Here is a 20,414-nt window from a genome sequence, read left to right as displayed (position 1 = left end):
TTTTGCGGCGCCTGTTCGAACGAAAGGCAGTGCGTCGAACTGACAGCCTTCCAAGATTGGGAGGTCGGATGCTGCGACCACTAACCAACCGACCGTCACCATTGGCGCGCCGTCTTTATATTAAAGAAGCAAATTTGACGTACGCTTCTGACCTTTTCGGCATCTTGCTCGCCAGCGTCAGCGTCCGAAACAGCCTTTTCAAGGAGGGCGCCCAATGACGATCGTCCGAACTCGCCGAATTTCGCGGCATCCAGTGTGCTCGCTTTAACGGCGTCCGGCAGAAATTCGGGGAATTCCTCCTTTAGCCGCTTAAGTTCGTTTTCCCTTCCCGGGTTTCTGATTGGAAAGGACGCGGCGACATGCAGAAACCTGATGGGAACGATCGCCGACACTCTCCATTCGGTGTGAGGCGATCGGGGTTTCGTACTGACGTTCACAACCAAGGGCGGCACGCGCGCCAGAAATTCGATGCCTCGTCAAAATTTTGCTAAAGCCAAGCGGGCAGCCAAGGCAGCAATATATGGCTCGTGTCGCATGTTCCGAGACGCCAGCCCCGAAGATCGGGACGGCACTCATTGCAGGCAAACTTGCTGCGGGGTTGTAGTGGCTTTATGGCTCGGCGAAAAACTTATTCTCGGCAAGCATGGTTTCGATGCCGGCCAGCAATTCGCGATTTATGCCGGTGGAAATCCCTTTCGACGCAAGGTGCGCCACCACCGCGCCGCTGCGAAGATTGCCGGCCGCACCCGGCGCGTAGGGACAGCCGCCTAGCCCGCCGGCAGCGGCATCGAACACCCTGAGTCCGAGATCCCAGGCGACGTCGACATTGGCGAGCGCCAGGCCACCGGTATCGTGGAAATGGCCGTCCAGCCGCGCGGCGTCCGCCTCTTCGAGGGCGGCCAGCACCATGGCATGCACACGCTCTGGCGTCGCCCTGCCGAGCGTGTCGGCGACGGCGATTTCGGCGCAGCCGAGATCGCGCAGCCGGGCGACAACCTTTGCGGCCGCGCCGGGTTCGATCGGGCCTTCATAGGGACAGTCGACTGCGCAGGAAACATAGCCCCGCACCGGCAAGGCGTGTTCTGCGGCCAGCGCCATTACCGGCACGAAACGGGCGAGCCCTTCCTCGATCGTGCAATTGGTGTTTCGTTTCGAAAACGTCTCCGAAGCGCTGGTGAACACAGCGAGTTCTTGCGCGCCGGCCGCAATAGCGGCGCGCGCACCTTGCTCGTTGGGCACCAGGGCGGACAGCACAAGACCCGCACGCCGCGCCGCACCCCGCATGACCGCCTCGTGGTCGGCCATCTGCGGCACCCATCTCGGCGAGACGAACGCCGTCGCCTCGATGCGGGCAAAGCCGCAATCGGCCAGCATGCCGATCAGGCGCAGCTTTTCACCGGTCGAGACCAGCCGCTTTTCGTTCTGCAGCCCATCGCGCGGACCGACTTCAACGATCGTGACCTGCCGGTCCCCGCCGTGCGGTTCAATGGACGGCGGCATACATGATCTTTTCTTCGGAGGCCTCGTCGATGGTCATCTCCTCGACGATGCGGCCCTGGCGCGCCACCAGGATGCGATCCGACAGATTGAGGATTTCGGGAAGATAGGACGAGATGACGACGACGGCCGCGCCCGCATCGGCAAGCCGCTCGATGATCTGGTGTATCTCGGCGATGGCGCCGACATCGACGCCGCGCGTCGGCTCGTCGAAGATGATCAGCGACGGTGCCTGGATCAGCGATTTGGCGATGACCACTTTCTGCTGGTTGCCACCGGAAAGCTCGACCACGCGGGCATTGGCGCCGATCGAGCGGACCTTCATGGTCTCGATCGATTCGGCCGATTGCCGGCGCGCCTCATTGAGGCCGATCACCGAGACCGGATTGGAGCCCTTGGCCAGTTTGCCCAAGAACACGTTCTGGGCGATGCCCATTGTGTCGAACAGGCCGTCGAGTTTGCGGTCCTCGGTGATGTAGGCGACGCCACGCCGCACCGCCTGCCGCGGTACGCGGAAGCGCACCACCTCGCCGCGCAGCGTGATGCGGCCGCCATGGAAGAAGTCGCGTTTCAAAACGCCCGCCGCGATCTTCATCATCTCGGTGCGGCCGGCGCCGACCAGGCCGAACAGACCGGTCACCTGGCCGGCAAACACCGACAGCGTGGCGCTGCGTACCGCCTTGCCCATCGAGACGTTTTCGATCGCCAGCACCTTTTCGCCCGGTGCGCGCGCGACGCGTTTGGCGGCGTCGCCATAGAGCGCATCCGTCAGTTGCCGGCCGACCATCGCCTGGACGATCTTCTCGCGGGTGAGATTGCGGGCTTCGTCGGTGACGATCAGCGCACCGTCGCGCAGCACGCTGATGCGGTCGGCGATCGACAGCGCCTCTTCCAGCGCGTGTGAAATGAAGATGATGGAGGCGCCCTCTCCCTTCAGCCGCTCGACCAGGGCGAAGAAGTGCTGCTTTTCCTCCGGCGTCAGCGTCGCCGTCGGCTCGTCGAAGATGAAGATGCGGGCATTGTGGTGGACGGCGCGGGCGATCTCGACCATCTGCTTCCTGGCGGCGCCGAGCGTCGACACCAGCGCGGTCGGCTCGACATGGAAGTTCAGCCGCTGCAAGTGCTGCTGCGCCTTTATGTTGACGCCGCGCAACCGGTTGAAGAAGCTTTCTTCGCCCAGGAAGATGTTCTGGGCGACGTTCATCGACGGGATGAGATTGGTCTCCTGGAACACCATGGCGATGCCGTGTTTCATGGCGTCGCCAGGCGACGAAAAGCTGACCGGCTTGCCGTCGATCAGCATCTCGCCGGAGGTCAGCGGATAGAGGCCCGCCAGCACCTTGGTCAGCGTCGACTTCCCCGCACCGTTCTCGCCGAGCAGCGCATGGACCTCGCCTTGCCGCAGCGTGAAATCGACGTTGCGCACCGCTGCGTTGCCGGCGAAGGCCTTGGTGGCCTTGCGAAACTGGACGATGTCGGTCGCGTGGCGGTCAGTCATGCCGGGCCTCGCCGGATGTCGCGCCGGGCAGGCGCAGCAGCGTGCCGGAGCCGCGCGAGGCGGCATAGACGCTGCCGCCATGCTCACAGACGGAGGTGATGCCATGCATGCTGCCGTCAGCGCGGCTGTGCCAGCTCTCGCTGGGCCGGCCGCTGTCGTCGCAGCGCGCGACGAGGCCGTAGGAGCGCGACGGCGCCCACGGCTTCAGCACGCCCATCTGCCGGACCGAGCCCTGACTCAGCGGCTGATCCGGCCGCGCCGACCCGGCTAGCTCCGGTCCGATCCATTCGCCGGGATCGATCGTCGCCATCATCTCGCGGCGATAGTCGTCCTCGCGCAGCACCAGTTCGAAAAGCTGGCGGCGCGGCGCAAACAGCGCCATCCAGAAACCGCCCCCGGAAGCGGGCGACAGGCGCGACGGATAGGCCGGCAGGTCCTCCAGCATCGCTACCGGACGCGGAGATTTCGGATCGATGGCGACGATGCGGTGGCGCCAGCTTTCGCTGACAGCCAGACGGCCATTGCCCAGCATGACCACGCCGTTGGGAAATGCCAATCCGGCTGCAAGTTCGCGATGGGAGCCATCGGCCGAATCGATGGCGAGAACCATGCCGCTGCTGCCGCCCTCCATCAGATCGCGCTTCCAATCGCGCGCCGGGTGCCTGCGGGAGCCGACACACACGTAAAGCGAGCCATCCGCTGCAAAGACGCCGGCTGTCAGGCAGGATGCGATGTCGCCTGGGAGGTCGACGCGCTTCCAGGCGCCTGGCTGCCCGGTCTGCAGGCCCTCACCCTCGATCCCCACCGCAAGGCGGCCATCGGGCGCAGATGCGACAAAGCTGATCGGCGCCGCGAACTCCGCTATCGCGACAGGCGAAACGCTGGCGCCGCCAGGATCAAGCTGGAAAAGCGTCTTGCCGCTGCTGCAGAGCAGTCCAGCCGGCGACGAGACGAGATTGTCGATCGCCGGAAGCGACACCAGCCGCTCCGCCTCTTCCAGCCGATTGTCCGGCTTGAAGACGCCGTCCATGGCCGGCACGCTGATGCCGGCATCATCAGCCGAAAACAGCCGGCGGACGAATGCGCCGAGGCTTGCCATCAGCGCTTCCCCCAATAATCGTCATGCGCCGTCCATTGCGGATCGGCGCCTTCGATGCGGACGCGGCCGATGCGGTTGTTGGAGACGCCGCCGAGATAGAGCCAGCCCTTGTGCTCGCAGGTCGAAGTGATCGAGGGATGGTTTTCGCCGGCCTCGTCCCAGAGCGCATCGATGATTTCGCCGGTTGCCGAGACGCGCAGCACGCAGCCGCGATTGATGTTGGGGAACAGCCATTCATCGGCGGCGATGCGCTTAGCCATGCGGCGGCGAAAACCTGGCTTGCGCATGGCCAGATCGAAGGTTCTGGTGCGCATGCCGAGCAGCGCGACCCAGTAGGTGCCGTCCGAGCCGCGGTTGAGATTGTCGGGGTAGCCCGGCAGATTGTCGAGGAAGATTTCATGCTTGCCCTTGTCCGGTCCGTCGAACCAGTAGCGGCAGATGCGGCACGCCCATGTCTCGGCAAAGAGCAGCGACTGGCCATCGCGGCAGATGGTGACGCCGTTGGGGAAGATCAGGCCACGCAGGACAGTGCGGGTGGCGCCGGTCCTCGGGTCGTGGCAGATCAGCCGGCCGTTGCCCCTGCCCTCCAGCGCATCGACCGCCCATTCCGACATCTCGTAGCGGATCGTCGCCTCGCTGAAGAAGATGCGCCCATCCGGCGCGATGTCGAGATCGTCGGGAAGCCGCAGGCGTGAATCGTCTATCACCGACAGCAGGCTGCGGTTGGTTTCGTCGGTGACCTTCGTCACCTTTCTGTCCGACGAGACGCGATAGACGCCCATGCCGCCGACGCAGGTCAGCAGATCGCCATTCCGCGCGAAGGCGAGACCCAGCGGATGACCGCCGATACGGGCGAAGACCTCGTTCCGCGCATAGTCGGGTGCAAGAAACCGCACGATCGTGCCGTGCCGCGTCCCTGTATAGAGATTGTCGTCACGGTCGAGCACGACGTCTTCAGGACCTTCGACCGCGCCGAGCCCGATGAGTTCCGCCGCGCCAAGCCTGTCATTGACGGCAAGCACGTCGGTTCCAGTTGGCGGCGTCAAATTCGGCAGCTTCAGATAGGTCGGCGAGACATAGACCTTGCTCAACAACTTGCCGCGGTTCTTCACCCATTTCGCATCGAACAGCACGGCCGCGATCAGCACCAGGCCGAGGATCAGCTGGTTGACCGAACCAGGCATCGACAGTCGGATGAGGCCGCTGGTCAGGATCAGCACCAGGATGGAGCCGATCACCGCATTGCCGACCGAACCGCGGCCGCCACCCAGCGAAACGCCGCCAAGCACCACGGCGGTCAGCACGGAAATCTCCAGCCCGATGCCGGTGTCGGCGCCGGTGCTGCCGAGCCTGGCGGAAAAGAGAAAGGCGGCGATCGCAGTCAGCAGGCCGGATGCCACATAGGCGAGGCAGACGGTCAGCTTGACGTTGATACCGGCATTGTAGGCGGAGCGGCGCGCGCCGCCGACCGCGCGCAAACGCCATCCCGGCCTCAGTCGCGACAGGACGATATGCACGCCGATGGCGATGACGGCGAAAATGGCGAAGGAAACGGGCAGGCCATAAAACGTGCCGAAGCCGATGAGGTCCCATGTCGGGGAGACCGGCATCGAGCCGACGATCGCGCTGGCAAGCCGGGGAAAGATGATGTCGTAGAGCGCCCGGTAGATGACCAGCGTCACCAGCGTGGTGATGAAGGCGCGCAGCCTGAGATAGCCGATCAGCACCCCGTTGAGCAGCCCGCAGGCGAGGCCAGTGGCAAGCGTCGCGGCCAGCGCCACGCCGACCGGCAGGCCGAGCACGTTCATCGACACCAGGGCGGCGAGCACGCATAGCGCAAACATCGAACCGACGGAGAGGTCGATGCCGCCCGACAGGATGACGATGGTCAGCGCCAATGCGATGAGGCCGAATTCCGACACCTGGCGGGCAAGATCGGTGAGATTGGCGACAGTGAGATAGCCGGGAACGATCCAGGTCATGACGAGGATTGTGACCACCAGCGCCAATGCCGGAATGACATTGTCGATCCAGCTCTTGGTCAGCAACTCACCGAACAGACGGTCGGGCAAAAGCCGGTACCGCAGCCGTGAAAGCGCATCGCTGGTGGCCATAAGTCAGGAATTCCCTACTTCAGATCGTCCAACGTCCAGCAATTGCGCTGGTTCACGTTGGCCTTGGTGATCTGTGTCAGCGGGTTGAAGTAGAGTGTCTTGTTCTCGCCGGCCGTGCCATCCGAAAGCAGCAGCCGTGCGATCTCCGCATTCAGGATCTCGCCCTGCAGCGGCACGTTGTAGCTGATGTAGAGATTGAACAGGCCCTTCTCGACATTCTCGCAGCCGACCTTGTTGCCGCCGCCGCTGGTGACGAGGAAGACCTGGTCGCCCTTGCCGGCCTGCTGGATCGCCGAAGCGGTCCCGGTATCCTGATTGTCCCAGATGCCGATGGCGCCGCACAGGTCCGGGTGCTGCTGCAGCACCGTTTCCATGATCGAGCGCGCCTTTTCCGGATTGTATTCGGTGGCCTGCTGCGAAACCACCTGGATATCGGGATGCTGGTTCAGCACACGATAGATGCCGTCGAGCTGGAACACGTCGGACGCCGCCGTCGGCACGCCGGTGTCGATGGCGACCTTGGTCGAGGCGCCCTTGCCGGGGCTGCATTTGTCGACCACGGCCTGCGCCGCCTGTTCGCCGATCTCGGTCCAGTCGGCGCCGACATAGGAATCGGTCTGCGTGTTCGATTCCAGGTTGATCTGCACCACCTTGATGCCGGCGGCCTGGGCCTGCGCGAGCAGGCGGGCGTAGGACTGGATGTCGGGATTGTGCGCGACGATCAGGTCCGGCTTCTCGCCGATCAGCGATTGCAGCGCGCGGGTTCCCGCATCGGTGCTCCAGGCGGGGTCGCGGATCTCGAAATCATATTTGAGGCGCTTGGCTTGCTGGCGCATCACCGCCGCCCAGCCTTCGGTCAGGTCGAAGCCCATCGATAGCGGCAGGAAGACGACCTTCTTGCCTTCCAGCGTCTTGCGGAACGTCGTCGAGCGCGGGTTTTCCAGGCCCTTGTCCTGGGCGCTGGCGGTGACGATGCCGGCAAGCGCGATGCAGGCCGCGGCCAGCCATTTTGTCGTTTTCAGAAGTCGCATGGTTTCCTCCCATTGCATTTGACGTTGAAATTAAGTGTCAGAGATCCCCCTGTTGGGATGTCTGCTCGTCGCGCGGATTGACGAGCGAATCGATGACGATGGCCAGAAGCAGGACCACGCCCTTGACGAGGTTCTGGATCGTGTAAGGGATGTTCATGATCGTCATGCCGTTGAGCAGGATGCCGACGAAGATCGTGCCCAGAATGACGTTGCGGACCTTGCCGTGGCCGCCATTCAGGCCGATGCCGCCCAGGACGACGACCAGAAGGATGTCGTAGATCATCGTCGAATTGAAAAGCCGGGCATTGATCGCCGACGCCGACGAGGCAAGCACCAGTCCTGCGCCATAAGCGACCAGCGCGCTGATCGCATATTGCGCCACGATCATCGGCCGGTTGGAAATGCCGGTAATTCTGGCTGCACCCGGATTGTTGCCCATTGCATAGGTCTGCCAGCCGAACCGCGTACGGCTGAGCACAAGGTGCAGCGCCAGGCAAAGCACGCCAAACACCACCACCGTTACCGGAACGCCGAGGATGCGGCCCTGGCCGATGAGCGAGAACCATCCTGCGTCCGGCGGCACATTCTGCATCTCCAGCGTGAAGAAGAAGGTGCGGCCAAGGCCGTAGATGACCGAGCCCGCGGCCAGCGTTGCGAAGATCGGCGCGACCTCGCCGAAGGCGATCAGCACCCCGATCAACACGCCGGCGACCACCGCAAACAGCGCGCCGACCAGCAGCGCGAATTCCAGCGAGTAACCCGAGCGGGCGATGACGAAGGCCCAGGACACCGACACCACCATCGTTGCGATCATCGAAACATCGATGCCCCTGGCGATGACGACCAGCGCCATGCCGAGCGCCAGGATGCCGAGGATCGAGACGCTCCTGATCAGGGCGAGGATATTGCCCGGGCTGAAGAAGGACGGCAGCAGCAACGAGAACAGCACGAAGGCCAGCACCGCCAGCACCAGCACGATGCCCTCCTGACTTTTGAGCAGGTTGGAAAACCGTACCAGATTTCCCTGTGCAGCCGCCTCGCTCACCGTTCAGGCCTTCTCTTTGCCAAGCCTGAGAAGGATTTCCCTGGCGCGGTCGACGCGCACATCATGGTCGGCCGCGAGTTCCCTTGCCACCGTATCGATATCGGCGCCGCTCGCGCCCGCCACGATGGCGATGTTGCGGGCGTGCAGCGCCATGTGTCCGCGCTGGATGCCCTCGGTGGCCAGCGCCCTGAGCGCCGCCATGTTCTGCGCCAGCCCGACGGCGACGGTGACCTCGGCAAGCTCCTGCGCACTGGTCACGCCCAGCAGTTTCAGCGCCGCGCGCGCGGCCGGGTGCGTCTTGGTGGCGCCGCCGACCATGCCCAGCGCCATCGGCATTTCCAGCGTGCCCATGAGATTGCCGGCGGCGTCGATCTCCCAGCGGCTCAACGACGTGTAGCGGCCGCTGCGCGCCGCCCAGGCATGGGCACCCGCCTCGATCGCGCGCCAGTCATTGCCGGTCGCGACCACGACCGGGTCGATGCCGTTCATGATGCCCTTGTTGTGCGTGGCCGCCCGGTAGGGATCGACGATCGCCAGCGAGCAGGCTTCGACGATGCCGGCGGCCATGCGCTCGCCGGTGAACTCCTTCGTCGCCAATGCCTTTGGCGTCAGCCGCACCCGCGCCCGCGCCAGCCTTAGGTCGGCCAGGTTGGAGAGGATGCGCAGCCGGACGGTGCCGCCCGAAATGCGTTCGATCATCGGCGCGACCGCTTCGGCCATGGTGTTGACCGTGTTGGCGCCCATCGCGTCGCGCACATCGACGAGCAGATGGAGCACCACCATCGGCCCGACGGCAGTGTCTTCGAACACCTGCACCTCGATCTCGCGACAGCCGCCGCCGAGCCCGATCAGCACCTGGTCCTTCTCATTGGCGGCGGCGATGATCTGGTCGCGGGCGGACAAAAGCCTGGCGCGCGCGCCATGCGGATCGGACAGGCCGAGGATCTGCACCTGCGCCCTCATGATCGGCGCGGTGCTCGATGTCTCGAAGCCGCCACAGCCACGCGCAATGCGCGCCATGTAGGAAGCGGCGGCGACCACCGACGGCTCTTCCACCGCCATCGGAATGAGGTAGTCGCGACCGTTGATGGTGAAATTGGTGGCGACGCCGAGCGGTATCTCGAAGGTGCCGACCACATTCTCGATCATGCCATTGGCGAGATCGAGGGGCAGGACGCCGCCACGCAAGCCATCGCGATCCGCCTGCGCAAGACGCGCCGCATCGCCGACTGCCGCCAGGCGATCGGCCGGCGACAGGTCACGGAATTTCTCGATGCGGGAATTCAGCCGCGGCTCGACACCGCTGTCCTGGACAGCCCTCATCACGATCGCCTCCCTGAATGCTTGTCGTTGAGGCAGCTATCGTTTAACTGATACCATCTATCAAGGTACAGTTGTAGGAAACAGCAACAAGCTGTACCAGTTCATTTCCGGGCACACAGCCCATCGGAGGATGTCTGGGATGACGCGCGCCGAGGCCGTGGCGGCAGAGATCAGGAGGCGCATCGAGGCCGGCTCGCTTGCCGTCGGAGCCAAGCTGCCGTCGATACGCAAGGCCGCCGGGCAATTCGACGTCTCCAAGAACACCATCGTCGACGCCTATGACCGGCTCGTCTCCGCGGGGATCGCGCATTCCCGGCCCGGCGCCGGCTTCACGGTGGCCGAGCGCCGTCGGCAGACGCCGAGCGAGCGCCCGCGCCATGTCGCGGAAGCGGTCGACATCGCCTCGCTGCTCAATGCGCAACTGGAGGAGAGCTTTTCGATCCGCGTCGGCGACGGGCGCCCCCCGGCCTCATGGATGGAAGAATCGGAAGTGCGCCGCCATCTCGGGCTGCTCGGCCGGCACCAGCGCTCCAGCAGCGACGGCTATGGCTCGGCGATGGGCCTGCCGGCGCTGCGCGAGCGGCTGGCCTTCGACCTGATGGAACGCGAGGTGCAGGCGAGCCCGGAACAGATCCTGCTGACCTTCGGCGCCAACCATGCGCTGGACCTGATCATCCGCCGCTTCCTCGTCGCCGGCGACACGGTGCTGGTCGACGACCCCGGTTATTACCCGCTGTTCGCCAAGCTGAAGCTGGCGCAGATCCGCATGGTCGGCGTCAAGCGGACGCAAACCGGCCCTGACCTCGAGGACCTCGCCGGCAAAGCCGAGCGTGAGCGTCCAAAACTGTTCTTCACGCAATCGCTGGCGCACAATCCAACCGGCAGTTCGACCAATCTGCCGACCGCCCATTCGATCCTGACGATCGCCGCGCGCTGCGACATGCTGGTTGTCGAGGACGACCCGTTCGTCGATCTGCCGACGGTGCGTGGCGTCGGCCTGGCGCCGCTCGATCAGTTGCAGAACGTCATCTGCGTGCGCACCTTTGCCAAGACGCTGTCGGCCAGCCTGCGCTGCGGCTATATCGCCGCGCGTCCCGACCTCATCGCTTCCCTTGCCGAGTTGAAGATGCTGACGACAGTCAACAGCTCAGGACACATTGAGCGGTTGATCCATGGATTGATCAGTGAAGGTCACTATCGGCGCCACCTCAAGCGTTTGGCGCAGCGTGTGCAGCAGGCCACCGAGACGGTCGTTCCCCGGCTTCAGAAGATGGGTCTCAAGCTCTTTGCCGAGCCGACAGGTGGCTACTACGTCTATCTGGAGCTTCCTGACTATGTCGATGACATCGCCCTCGCCCGGGAAGGCGCTCGCCAGGGAATTTTTATCGCACCTGGTACCGTGTTTTCGCCGGAGCGCCAACCTGCCAAGGCAGGCATCCGCGTCAACATCGCCTGGGCCTCGGATCCTCATTTTTTTGACTTCATGCTGGCAGAACTTAGGCATCGGCGGACTTGAACATGCCAAAGCCCCGCCTTGCGGCGGAGGGCACGAATGCTGCCCGCTCCACACAAAGTGAGGAGAACCCGCTTAGATGGCAAGCAATATGGGTCTCCTAGCCCAAAATTCCGCCCGCTACACGCTGGAGAAGAAGATATCGAAGACCCCGGAGAGATTCGGAAAGGGCGCCGTTGAAGGCGTGGCCGGGCCAGAAGCCGCGAACAATGCGGGCGCGCAGACCTCGTTCATTCCGATGCTGACGCTGGGGATTCCTTCCAACGCAGTGATGGCGATCATGATGGGCGCCTTGATGATCCAGGGCATCGCGCCGGGACCCCAGGTCATGACCCAACGTCCCGAACTGTTCTGGGGGCTCATCGCCAGCATGTGGATAGGGAAAATCATGCTCGTCGTGATCAACCTGCCGCTGGTCGGACTCTGGGTGTCGCTTCTGCGCATCCCGTACTCGATCCTCTTTCCGGCGATCGTCGTCATCTGCTGCATCGGCGCCTATAGCGTTAGCAATAGCTCGTTCGACGTCCTGATGGCCGCCGCTCTCGCGCTCCTGGGTTTTCTGTTCATCAGGTACAACTGCCCGCCAGCGCCCCTCGCGCTGGGCTTCATCCTGGGGCCGATGATGGAGGAGAACTTCCGACGCGCAATGATCCTGTCGCGCGGCAGCGTGGAGACGTTCGTCACCAATCCGGTTAGCCTCGTGCTGCTGATCCTTGCCCTGGTTCTCGCGGTATCGATGGCGCTTCCGGCCGTAAGCCGGCGGCGTGAACAGGTGTTCCAGGAAGACTGACCGGGGCTCCGGTCTCGCAGCACTGTTGAAAGAGATATACGGTCAGGGACCTGTCCCTGATGAGACGGCCAGCTACTGGCTGGCTTGCCGTGCAAAAGTTACCGCAAAGATCGGCATCGGTCGGGCTCGATTTCGTCTATCTCGACGGCGAACACGGGTCTTTTCGCCACGCGACGTCGAGCCTGCAGCGTGCCGGCCGAGCGGCACGGGCTGACAACGATCGCGCGCCTTCCAGAGCGACGGGTGTCGACGATCATCGCCTTCCTTAATCGCGGGTCCCAGGACATCATCTTGCGTCGTGTCGATACGCCAAACGATGCGCGGGCAGTCATTGATGCGGCCTGCTACGCACTTCTGAGAACCGATCCTTCGGCGCAGGCCGCTTTCACTATGGGGTTAGCATCCTGACAAGGTGGCGCACCTGGCGGAGATCAATGCGCAGACATCGGTGTCGATCACGATAGAGAGCGCCGGTGCGCAGGCAATCCGGGACGCGATCCGCAAACGCTAGTCCTGTTTGAAGCACTTGTTCGCCAACTGCGCATACGACCGACTGAAGCTGATGGACCACCTGGCTCGACTTCACGCTTGAGATCCATCCGCCACTCAGATGAGGGCCATTAGTCAAAGCCTTCCGTGCAAGGTCTACGATGCGGTGCGCATCCTCAATCAGCGGCAAAGCTGCGCTCGGCCATACGGCTGTCGTTTGACTTCAGCGAACTTACCAGTTCGGTTTTGAACCGGCCGTTCCGCAGATGAATGTCCCAACTCAAACGCTCGGGCCACGGCAATGGATAGGGTTTGCCCGCGATGTCGTCGGGCAAGCGCAAGAACACGCGTGTCACGAGACGCACGACTCGATCCATGCCCTGTACTGCAACACCGCGGCACGCCCTTGTTATGGTTTGGCCCTTTGGCTAGGCAACCGCCGCGGCGACGTCGCGGGCCTGCGCTGGGATCAGAGCTGACCCTGCATGGACTAAGGAAGTCGCTTGGTGTCTATCTGGCCGAGGCAGGGGCCTCAACCAGACAGCTCATGGATGTGCTCGGTCACGACGACATTGATCATGCGGAGCTCTATTCGCGCGAGGCCTCGCAGGTACGGCTTGCAGTACAGGGCATGGATCGAGTCGTGCGTCTCGTGACACGCAAGCCGATGCTTGGCGAACCTGTTGGCGAACCACCCCATAAAGCATTGATAAATAACGATAATGGTGGGCCCGGAGGGCGAATGAAAATCGTTGATTTTGTTGAGTTTTTCGTGGGCGAAAATCTGAAAGCTTCCCGTATCGTCCCGTATGCTCCCGCGACGCCAAACAGCCGACCGCAGCTAACCTCGTTCGCGAACGTTCGGAGACAGGGTCTAGAACGGCGGAAATGGGCACGGAGAACGAACCCGCTGCGCGGGAGGGCGCCTGCGATTGAGGTAGAGGGCACAGGCCGGGCGTCGCGCCTGCATTGAGCGTCGTCCGGCGGGGGCAGAGCATGACGGGCTTCTTCAACAAGGAGCCTGACCATGCAGCACCCCGTTCTCGATGCATCCGTCAGCCCGCTGCGCCAGCGGCTGATCGACGACATGAACATGCGGCGCTTCTCACGCGAGACGCAGCGCAACTATCTCCGCAACATCGGACGCCTGGCGACATTCCTCGGGCGTTCACCAGACACCGCTACCGCCGACGACCTGCGCCGGTTCCAGATCGAGCAGCAGGAGGACGGCGTTCCCGTGCCAACGATGAACAGCATCGTGTCGGCGCTGCGCTTCTTCTTCACCCACACGCTCGACCGCCCGGACCTGGCGCGCAGGCTCGTCCGGCTGGCGCATCCGCGCAACCTGCCCGTGGTGCTCAGCCGCGACGAGGTGGCCCGGCTGCTCAACGCCACCACGTGTCTCAAGCACCAGGCCGCATTGTCAGTCGCCTATGGCGCGGGCCTGCGTGTCGCCGAGGTGTCGATGCTGAAGGTTGCCGACGTCGACAGCGAGCGCATGCTGCTGCGCGTCGAGCGTGGCAAGGGCGGGCGCTATCGCAACGCCATGCTCTCGGAGGACCTGCTCACGCTTCTGCGTGAGTGGTGGAAGGTCGGACGTCAGCAGGGCGTGATGCACCGCGACGGCTGGCTGTTTCCGGGGCAGCATCCGATGAAGCCGATCAGCACGCGGCAGCTCTATCGCATCGTCGTCGAGGCGGCCCAGGCCGCCGACATCGCCAAGCGGGTCGGGCCGCACACGCTGCGCCACAGCTTCGCCACCCACCTGCTGGAGGACGGCACCGACATCCGGATCATCCAAGTCCTGCTCGGGCATGCCAAGCTCAACAACACCGCCCTCTACGCGAAGGTCGCGACCCGGACGGTGCGTGCCGTGACGAGCCCGCTCGACAAGCTCGGGCTGTTCAAGCCGGGAGAGGTCTCGCCCGACATCTGAGCCGTGCGCGCCTCGATCGAGGTCGCCGACATCTTCCGTGCTGCCGGACCCGCTTACCGGGCCGCCCATGCAGGTCACCTGAGCCTCGCCCAGCTCAAGGTCATGTCGGCGATCGAGTATTGCCGCACCGCAGCCCTTGGCGGTCACGTCGAGGCTTGCGAGGACTGCGGCCAATGGCGGATCGCCTACAACTCCTGCCGCAATCGGCACTGCCCGAAGTGCCAGGGCGCGGTGGCACGGACATGGTTGGCCGAGCGCGAGGCCGACCTGCTGCCGGTCGGCTACTTCCATGTCGTGTTCACGCTGCCCGCCGAGGTCGCCGACATCGCGTTCCAGAACAAGGCGCTCGTCTACGACCTGCTGTTCAAGGCGGCAGCGGAGACGATGCTGACCATCGCCGCCGACCCAAGACACCTCGGCGCGCGCATCGGCATCACCGCGGTGCTCCACACCTGGGGATCGGCGATGACGCACCATCCGCACCTGCACATGATCGTGCCGGGCGGCGGCATCGCGCCGGACGGAAGCCGCTGGATATCTTCTCGGTCGGCCTTCCTGCTTCCGGTGCGCGTACTCGGCAAGCTGTTCCGACGGCTCTTCCTCACCCGGCTGGTCGCGCTGCATGAGGCGGGGCGGCTCGCGTTCTTCGGCGCCCTTGCTCATCTCCCCGAGCGGCGGGCCTTCCTGCGCCACCTCGCTCCCGTCCGGAAGAAGCGATGGGTGGTCTATGCCAAGCCGCCCTTCGCCGGCCCCCAAGCGGTGCTCGCCTACCTGTCGCGCTACACTCACCGGGTCGCCATCTCGAACCGCCGCCTGATCGCCTTCGACGAGCGCGGCGTCACCTTCCGTTACAAGGACTACCGCCGCGACGGCGCCGATCGCCAGCAGGTCATGACGCTGGGTCCCGACGAGTTCATCCGCCGCTTCCTGCTGCATGTCCTGCCGCGTGGCTTCCATCGCATCCGGCATTACGGCTTGCTCGCCGGCTCCGCCCGCAAGGCCAGCCTCGCGCTCGCCCGCGAACTCCTGGACGTCGCCGCGCCGCCCGATGACGACACATCAGACGAACCGGAGGACTTCCGGCCGCTGTGCCCGTGCTGCGGCGGGCGCATGATCGTCATCGAGGTGTTCGAACGCTGGAGGCAGCCCCGCGGACCGCCGCACGCAACGGCACCGAACCGGGAGAACGGCCCATGATCCGGCATGGCATGGTCGAGCCTTCAGCCGCAGGCGCTTCGCCTCCGGCAACGGACCCACGCGCGCGCATGGTGACTATCGATGTCGACAGGGCCACACCCAACCGCATGCCGGGTCGGCAATACCGCGCGGAGGCGCAACGAAGCGGCCTGTCCGCATCCACCCCTGCGCTTCCCAGCGGCGGTCGCGCCATCGCCGACATTTGCCCAAAATCGAAATCCCCATAACCATCGCCTGTGGCCCGCGGGTTCCTTCCTCGGGGACTTTCGTACGCCTGCCGGCGCCCGAAACTCTTCACGCAAGCGGACGGTCAGCTTCTGCATACTCAGGCCGTCAATTTCCTACGCGCAGGACGACATTCGCATTACGAAGCAGATTGAGATAGAAAAGAAGCAGTGTGGGTTCACGGTTTCGCAATAGACCTGCCCACGTTCTATTGCGACCAGCATGTCATCTGGCCTCTATCCTTAGCGCAGTCAGCGTGTCGGGCGTAATCGTGCCGGTTACCTTCAAAGAGTAGTCCGCCGTATTCATCGTTTTCTCCCTTATAGAACATGCAGATCAGTCAAGGTCGACTGTCGGAAGGCAGATCGCCGCCGGGCAATGGGAACATCAAGACTCGTGCCAACTGCGCAGGAAGCTTCAGAAAAAAGGCCATTATGCATTCTCGTTCAGCGGCTAAGGTGGTGGTGGCGCCGACCGTGAATGCTGGAACGGGGTTTTCTGATGACGCCGATTTGCTCTGGCGCGCTCTCGACCCCGATGAGCGAGATCGATATCCAAGATTTAGCCGCAGCGCTCGTGGATGCCGTTCATGAAGGTTGGAAGCAATCTCCGTGGGACTGATCGAACAAACGGTGGAAACGCAGTCGCGGCAGCGCTCGCTCGGCGGCGTCGCCGATATGGGACGAGGTCCGAGGGGAAATGAATAACCAGCCAATCAAATAGCCGGCGATGTCGCTGGTCTTCGAGGCAACTTCGCGAACCATCTGCTTTACACTCGCCGGTCAGTCTGCTCACAACTTCCTGCTCGATCAGTGGCCACAACAGGTAATCGGAATAATGCCGTCCTCGAGCGCAGCGCTCGTAGAGGCAACAGGCCATTTCCGCGAAACGTGATGCAGATGCCCGGCGCGCCGTTATTGACTGGCTGTCAGAGCAGGACATTGGGAGTTCATCATGGTCGCACCAAGGTTACCTGCGTCCACTCATCGATCATCCAGAGGGCAGGGCTGCGGTCGTCAGCTTCCTGCGGCGCTCGCGAGCGAATGGACACCTGATCGTCGATGGCGGGCTGTTGCGACTGCTTGCCGAGGCGGGCGACGGCCGGGCCCGAGACGAGCTGCTGCGCGCGGCCTACCGCCACTCGGGGTTTGACCGCGGCAACGCGATCGGGGCCATTGGCTATTTGCGAAGCGAGGATCCGGAAGAGGCCTATTTCGCCGCGCAACGCTTGCTCACGCGCCACAAGGTACCAGCTGCCGCCGACCTGATGCTTGAGATCGACCCGGATAGCGCCGCCCCGGAACTCCTGAACCGCTACCCGGACGCGAAGCCTTCCCTTCGCCTGCAGCTCGAGCGGCGCCGTCGCGTACATCTGGGGGGCGACAGACTGGCAGCGCTGCTCGCTCCGCTGGCGAACTCGCAGCGCTCAAAGGACCGAGTCTTGGCGGCTCAGGCAATGCCTGAAGCGCGTCCTTCGCTTCGACGCCGATAACCACGTCGACATACGCAACCCGAACTTCTTCGCCTCCGACTATGTCGTGATAGATCACGACGGGCGTTTCTATCCGACCGACGAAGCCCGAATGCTGTCCAGGATCGGCCGCATCGATCTCAGCATCGGCGATGTCGGGACGGGAATCGACTGGGCAAAGGTCGACGTTCTCAATTCCGGTGCATTCAACCACTTCGATCCGGATTGCATCCACTGCGCCTACCAACCGTTCTGCGGCACTGACGTGATCGATGATCTCTCCCGGTATGGCCGGATCGACGTGCCGCGGCCTGAAACATGGTTCTGCGGCCGGCACTTGTCGCTCTTCGACAAAATCTTTGAGATTCTCTACCGAAACGACGAGCCGACGCGCGCTTCGTTGGCCGCTTGGCTCGGCGTTGCCGGCTGGAACGGCAATATAGCGCCGGTCCACCCATGATACCCCTACGCATCAAGGTGGAAGCAAACGCTGACCAGCTTTTCGTGGTCAGGCTTCGGTCGTTTGAGCTCTCGCTCTGCGGGCAAGGGACTGAACAACTGAATCCTTTCGACGCTGCGCTGGAGCGCGTCGGCCCGAAAGGGGCTGATTACGTCAGCGAGGGCGGTCCGATACGAATCATTGGCATCGATCCTTCCAAGGTCGATGGAGACGTGTTGCTCGTGAACCCGCGGCGCGGAACTGCGGACCGCCTTATCCGTAGTGATTCGCGACACAACACCTTCCTAGTTACGGAGCGGTGCGACCAGGTTTGCCTAATGTGCTCCCAGCCGCCCAAGAGCCACCACGTCGACCTATTCCCGTATTTCGAGACTGCGGCATTGCTTGCGCCGGAAGGCGTGACGATCGGGATCTCCGGTGGGGGAGCCGACACTTTTCAAAACTCAACTGTTCCGATTTCTAGAAAGGGTGCTTTTGGCGCGCCCGGACCTTTCCTTCCACGTCCTGACCAATGGCCAGCATTTCGATCTGGATGACTGGGAGGCAATGAGTCGTATCGATCGGGGAAGGGTGGTCTGGGGGATCCCTCTCTATTCCTGCGATCCCGCTGTTCATGACGAGATCGTCGGGAAGGCCGGCGCGCACGCCCAGCTGCTCGAGAACCTGGCGCTCATGTGCCGCCTGGGTGCCCAGGTAGAGCTCCGCACCGTTCTGATGCGTCCGAATGCGGATGGGCTGCCTCTACTGGCAAGGTTCATCATCTCCACTCTGCCGTTCATCCGGACATGGGCAGTCATGCAGATGGAGAACATCGGCTTCGGTCGAATGAACTGGAAGACGCTCTTCTACGACAGTTCGGAAGGCTTCGATGTCGTCGGCCGTTCCATCGATCTGGTGCGGAGCCGGGGAATAGATGCCGGCTCTACAATTTCCCGCTCTGCACGGTACCGGAGCCATACCGCCATCTGGCGCCGGCTACGATCTCCGACTGGAAGCGTGCCTACCGAGAGGAGTGTGACGGATGCTCGTTGAAGGCTCGGTGCGGGGGATTTTTCGAGTGGCATCCAGCTAACCACGGATACAGCAATTTGGGGCTATCCAATGAAGAAGCGACTTTTCGCGATACCGTCGCTACTCGCTGCGGGATTCTTGCCTGCCAATGCACAGGCGCTGCCGACCAAGCCAACGTTGGATGGCGATCTCGGAAACACGAAATCTCTGTTCGATATTTTTAAGCTCGACCACCTATATACCTTGGCGGGACATCGCAGCCACAGCAGTCACAGTTCTCACTCGAGCCACAGGTCGTCGTCGGGCGGCTATTCTTACACCCCGCAGCGCCGAGCCAAGCCGCTCCGCTGTATAACGCGCCGTCCACGCTTGCCCCGATCTATCAACCGCCCGCTATCGCGCCAGCGCCGTCACCGCTGAAGACACTCCCAGGCAATTCCTACAAGTTCAGGGACATCGTCCAGGAGGTCCAGTTCGCGTTGCTCGCGTTCGGCTACTACAGCGGGGAGATAGACGGCGAGATGAATCCGGAGCTGAGGGCCGGGCTACTGCGCATGCAGCGATATGTCTGTATATGGCGTGACTGAGCTAACTCGGGAAGAGGCATCCTCAACTTCTGGCGGGTGGCTTCTCTGGTTATTGTTTGGAGCTTTTAGTGTCGCAGTTATAATCGCTGTCATTCTAGAACTAACGAAGAAGAAGTCATGGGCCTACTACTGGTCACTATCTGGGCTATGGAAAAATATCCCCTGACGTATCCAGCTACCTGGAGAGAGCATCCACGGCCAGAACGATCTTTGGTCATCTTTGTCGGTTTTGTCGAGTTCGTGACACTGTGTTGTTCGCCGCGATCTGCCGCCGCGCTCACAACTAAGCCGTTTCGCGGTTTCCTGTGCAGTTGGCACGACCTTTGATGATCTCGTTGTGCGGCGGCACACGCTGCTACGGTGCATTATTGCTTCATCCTGTGATTTCGAGCTCTAGGAAAGGAGAAAAAAAATGAAGACCAATATGCAAGCCTGTGGTGTGACCGAGTTAACGCGCGAAGAAGCATGTGCAACGTCCGGAGGGTGGTGGTTCTGGGCAGCGGTGGCAGGATTTGGCGCAGTTGCTGCGTTAGGACTGGCTATAGCAGCCTTGGAAAGATATCTTAAGCATCATTAAGACGATCGACAATATTCGCAACTACCTGGGGTTGATCTCGGTCACCTCCGGGCAGCTGTCGCCTAGTTTGTCGGCGGCGTGATGTACGGCCGACGCACTCTCAGTTGGGTTGGGAACAAGCTACAGAACGCCTTTTTGGCCTCTATTTGCGTGGTCGGCATGGGTATTGCCGCCATTAGGCGCGGGGGAGTGCTGCCAAGCGGCAGGATGATCGCCGACATTCATCGTTGAATTTTTTTGAAAAAGAAAAACGATGAATACCGACATATCAGTATACGGCTTAACCGAGTCAACTCGAGAAGCGGCATCATCAACTTCCGGTGGTCTTTGGTTCATAGCCTCAGTTTCTGCTGTAGTATTTCGTTGGTGTAGTAAGCGCCGAAGACATGCTGGACAATTGGCAGCATCATGGATCAATATCACTGTAACCAGCGAGATCGGCATGATTATCTCACTTATTCCTGAACTCGCCAACTACACCGCAGAGAGCATCCTCTCTCGCCGATCAGGGCGATCTTTGGCCATCTACAAGGTGGTTGTGCTCTCTGTGG

The 20,414-nt window shown here is 62.6% G+C and carries 18 protein-coding genes and 2 pseudogenes; 9 read left to right on the top strand and 11 right to left on the bottom strand.

Annotated elements, in window-relative coordinates:
* Window positions 1-95: 95 nt before the first annotated feature.
* The 8 genes from AC0L2H_RS09380 to AC0L2H_RS09345 form a co-directional block, all read right to left on the bottom strand.
* A complete protein-coding gene (locus AC0L2H_RS09380) occupies window positions 96-392 on the bottom strand; it encodes a hypothetical protein (RefSeq protein ID WP_473589931.1) in 297 nt (98 codons plus the stop codon).
* Window positions 393-609: 217 nt separating this feature from the next.
* The gene (locus tag AC0L2H_RS09375) at window positions 610-1,500 is read right to left on the bottom strand and encodes a hydroxymethylglutaryl-CoA lyase (protein ID WP_473589930.1); all 891 of its coding nucleotides are present in this window, start codon (window positions 1,498-1,500) and stop codon (window positions 610-612) included.
* Window positions 1,484-2,995 (bottom strand): sugar ABC transporter ATP-binding protein, encoded by a 1,512-nt coding sequence (locus AC0L2H_RS09370; RefSeq protein WP_473589929.1) that lies wholly within the window; start codon window positions 2,993-2,995, stop codon window positions 1,484-1,486. Before AC0L2H_RS09370 ends, AC0L2H_RS09375 begins: the two co-directional genes overlap by 17 nt.
* Complete coding sequence (locus tag AC0L2H_RS09365) at window positions 2,988-4,094, bottom strand: SMP-30/gluconolactonase/LRE family protein (protein WP_473589928.1); 1,107 nt, start codon at window positions 4,092-4,094, stop codon at window positions 2,988-2,990. Before AC0L2H_RS09365 ends, AC0L2H_RS09370 begins: the two co-directional genes overlap by 8 nt.
* Window positions 4,094-6,208 carry an ABC transporter permease gene (locus tag AC0L2H_RS09360; protein ID WP_473589927.1) on the bottom strand — a complete coding sequence of 705 codons (2,115 nt, stop codon included), beginning with the start codon at window positions 6,206-6,208 and terminating at the stop codon, window positions 4,094-4,096. Before AC0L2H_RS09360 ends, AC0L2H_RS09365 begins: the two co-directional genes overlap by 1 nt.
* A gap of 14 nt (window positions 6,209-6,222) precedes the next feature.
* Window positions 6,223-7,239: a sugar ABC transporter substrate-binding protein gene (locus tag AC0L2H_RS09355; RefSeq protein ID WP_473589926.1), complete on the bottom strand. Its 1,017-nt coding sequence runs from the start codon at window positions 7,237-7,239 to the stop codon at window positions 6,223-6,225.
* Between the two features lie 37 nt (window positions 7,240-7,276).
* Window positions 7,277-8,284: an ABC transporter permease gene (locus tag AC0L2H_RS09350; protein ID WP_473589925.1), complete on the bottom strand. Its 1,008-nt coding sequence runs from the start codon at window positions 8,282-8,284 to the stop codon at window positions 7,277-7,279.
* Between the two features lie 3 nt (window positions 8,285-8,287).
* Window positions 8,288-9,607 carry a hydroxymethylglutaryl-CoA reductase, degradative gene (locus AC0L2H_RS09345; RefSeq protein ID WP_473590359.1) on the bottom strand — a complete coding sequence of 440 codons (1,320 nt, stop codon included), beginning with the start codon at window positions 9,605-9,607 and terminating at the stop codon, window positions 8,288-8,290.
* 139 nt (window positions 9,608-9,746) lie between these two features.
* Between AC0L2H_RS09345 and AC0L2H_RS09340 the strand changes: the two genes are divergently transcribed.
* Window positions 9,747-11,123, top strand: coding sequence for an aminotransferase-like domain-containing protein (locus tag AC0L2H_RS09340; protein ID WP_473589924.1), 1,377 nt, complete (start codon window positions 9,747-9,749; stop codon window positions 11,121-11,123).
* Between the two features lie 97 nt (window positions 11,124-11,220).
* Window positions 11,221-11,910: pseudogene (locus tag AC0L2H_RS09335) on the top strand (tripartite tricarboxylate transporter permease); the annotation flags it as partial.
* A 665-nt stretch (window positions 11,911-12,575) separates the two neighbouring features.
* Here the strand turns inward: AC0L2H_RS09335 and AC0L2H_RS09330 are convergent.
* Window positions 12,576-12,776, bottom strand: a complete 201-nt coding sequence (locus AC0L2H_RS09330) for a hypothetical protein (RefSeq protein ID WP_473589923.1) — start codon at window positions 12,774-12,776, stop codon at window positions 12,576-12,578.
* A 101-nt stretch (window positions 12,777-12,877) separates the two neighbouring features.
* On the opposite strand from AC0L2H_RS09330, the pseudogene AC0L2H_RS09325 reads away from it, so the two are divergent.
* From AC0L2H_RS09325 to AC0L2H_RS09315, 3 genes and pseudogenes are all read left to right on the top strand, one after another.
* Window positions 12,878-13,051, top strand: a pseudogene (locus AC0L2H_RS09325) (tyrosine-type recombinase/integrase); the annotation flags it as partial.
* Window positions 13,052-13,426: 375 nt separating this feature from the next.
* Entirely contained in the window at window positions 13,427-14,335 is a 909-nt protein-coding gene (locus AC0L2H_RS09320) for a tyrosine-type recombinase/integrase (protein WP_019859972.1), read from the top strand.
* Window positions 14,336-14,338: 3 nt separating this feature from the next.
* Window positions 14,339-15,532, top strand: a complete 1,194-nt coding sequence (locus AC0L2H_RS09315; RefSeq protein ID WP_019859973.1) for an IS91 family transposase — start codon at window positions 14,339-14,341, stop codon at window positions 15,530-15,532.
* Between the two features lie 1,177 nt (window positions 15,533-16,709).
* On the opposite strand, the gene AC0L2H_RS09310 is transcribed toward AC0L2H_RS09315, so the two are convergent.
* Window positions 16,710-17,129 (bottom strand): hypothetical protein, encoded by a 420-nt coding sequence (locus AC0L2H_RS09310; RefSeq protein ID WP_019859975.1) that lies wholly within the window; start codon window positions 17,127-17,129, stop codon window positions 16,710-16,712.
* Between the two features lie 211 nt (window positions 17,130-17,340).
* On the opposite strand from AC0L2H_RS09310, the gene AC0L2H_RS09305 reads away from it, so the two are divergent.
* The 4 genes from AC0L2H_RS09305 to AC0L2H_RS09290 all read left to right on the top strand — a co-directional run bounded on the left by AC0L2H_RS09305 (window position 17,341) and on the right by AC0L2H_RS09290 (window position 19,863).
* Window positions 17,341-17,688, top strand: a complete 348-nt coding sequence (locus AC0L2H_RS09305; protein ID WP_020628967.1) for a hypothetical protein — start codon at window positions 17,341-17,343, stop codon at window positions 17,686-17,688.
* A 417-nt stretch (window positions 17,689-18,105) separates the two neighbouring features.
* Window positions 18,106-18,720: a radical SAM protein gene (locus AC0L2H_RS09300; protein ID WP_063827332.1), complete on the top strand. Its 615-nt coding sequence runs from the start codon at window positions 18,106-18,108 to the stop codon at window positions 18,718-18,720.
* A gap of 215 nt (window positions 18,721-18,935) precedes the next feature.
* Window positions 18,936-19,286 (top strand): peptidoglycan-binding protein, encoded by a 351-nt coding sequence (locus AC0L2H_RS09295; protein WP_155249220.1) that lies wholly within the window; start codon window positions 18,936-18,938, stop codon window positions 19,284-19,286.
* Between the two features lie 412 nt (window positions 19,287-19,698).
* Window positions 19,699-19,863 carry a hypothetical protein gene (locus AC0L2H_RS09290; RefSeq protein WP_155249128.1) on the top strand — a complete coding sequence of 55 codons (165 nt, stop codon included), beginning with the start codon at window positions 19,699-19,701 and terminating at the stop codon, window positions 19,861-19,863.
* Window positions 19,864-19,983: 120 nt separating this feature from the next.
* Here the strand turns inward: AC0L2H_RS09290 and AC0L2H_RS09285 are convergent, their stop codons facing one another.
* The gene (locus AC0L2H_RS09285) at window positions 19,984-20,307 is read right to left on the bottom strand and encodes a hypothetical protein (protein WP_155249129.1); all 324 of its coding nucleotides are present in this window, start codon (window positions 20,305-20,307) and stop codon (window positions 19,984-19,986) included.
* Between the last annotated feature and the right edge of the window lie 107 nt (window positions 20,308-20,414).

This window comes from Mesorhizobium sp. WSM4871, assembly GCF_055811295.1.
This window is presented reverse-complemented; position numbering and strand designations above follow the sequence as displayed.